At 49.4% G+C, this 1,596-nt stretch carries 1 rRNA gene; it reads right to left on the reverse strand.

Annotated elements, in window-relative coordinates:
* Window positions 1-1,596: ribosomal RNA gene (locus FTV03_RS17360) — 23S ribosomal RNA — on the reverse strand; the annotation flags it as partial.

Raw genomic sequence — 1,596 nt, forward strand, 5'->3', positions numbered from 1 at the left:
CAAGTTCCATCACCAAAAGCAGCGTACCTTCTCCCGAAGTTACGGTACCATTTTGCCTAGTTCCTTCAGCAGAGTTCTCTCAAGCGCTTTGGTCTACTCGACCTGACCACCTGTGTCGGTTTCGGGTACGATTCCAGTGTAACTGAAGCTTAGAGACTTTTCCTGGAAGTATGGTATCAGCCACTTCACTGTACAAGTACAGCTTGCTGTCAGATCTCAGCATAGAGTACCCCGGATTTGCCTAAGATACATGCCTACTTCCTTTCACCTGGACAACCAACGCCAGGCTGACTTAACCTTCTCCGTCCTCTCATCGCATTACACTGAAGTATTGGAATATTAACCAATTTCCCATCGACTACGCCTCTCGGCCTCGCCTTAGGGGTCGACTCACCCAGCCCCGATTAACGTTGGACTGGAACCCTTGGTCTTTCAGCGAACGGGTTTTTCACCCGTTTTGTCGTTACTCACGTCAGCATTCGCACTTCTGATACCTCCAGCAGACTTCTCAATCCACCTTCATCGGCTTACAGAACGCTCCCCTACCACTTGCAATAAATTGCAAATCCGCAGCTTCGGCATATAGTTTTAGCCCCGTTACATCTTCCGCGCAGGCCGACTCGACTAGTGAGCTATTACGCTTTCTTTAAAGGGTGGCTGCTTCTAAGCCAACCTCCTAGCTGTCTATGCCTTCCCACATCGTTTCCCACTTAACTATAATTTTGGGGCCTTAGCTGGCGGTCTGGATTGTTTTCCTCTTGACTACGGACGTTAGCACCCGCAGTCTGTCTCCCGGATAGTACTCATTGGTATTCGGAGTTTGCATCGGTTTGGTAAGTCGGGATGACCCCCTAGCCGAAACAGTGCTCTACCCCCAATGGTATTCGTCCGAGGCGCTACCTAAATAGCTTTCGGGGAGAACCAGCTATCACCGAGTTTGATTAGCCTTTCACCCCTATCCACAAGTCATCCCCTGGCTTTTCAACGACAGTGGGTTCGGTCCTCCAGTTAGTGTTACCCAACCTTCAACCTGCTCATGGATAGATCACCCGGTTTCGGGTCTACACCCAGCAACTAAACGCCCTATTAAGACTCGATTTCTCTACGGCTCCCCTAATCGGTTAACCTTGCTACTGAATGTAAGTCGCTGACCCATTATACAAAAGGTACGCAGTCACCAAACAAGTTGGCTCCCACTGCTTGTATGCATGCGGTTTCAGGATCTATTTCACTCCCCTCACAGGGGTTCTTTTCGCCTTTCCCTCACGGTACTGGTTCACTATCGGTCAGTCAGGAGTATTTAGCCTTGGAGGATGGTCCCCCCATATTCAGACAAGGTTTCACGTGCCTCGCCCTACTCGACATCATTATCTAAGCCCTTTCGCGTACAGGACTATCACCTACTATGGTCGCACTTCCCAGAGCGTTCCACTAAAGCTTAGATAACTTAATGGGCTTTTCCCCGTTCGCTCGCCGCTACTGAGGGAATCTCAATTGATTTCTTTTCCTAAGGGTACTGAGATGTTTCACTTCCCCTCGTTCGCCTCATAAACCTATGTATTCAGTTTATGATACCCGCCTTATAGCGGGTGGGTT

This window comes from Acinetobacter sp. YH12218 (assembly GCF_013417925.1).
Classification (GTDB): Bacteria; Pseudomonadota; Gammaproteobacteria; order Pseudomonadales; family Moraxellaceae; genus Acinetobacter; species Acinetobacter amyesii.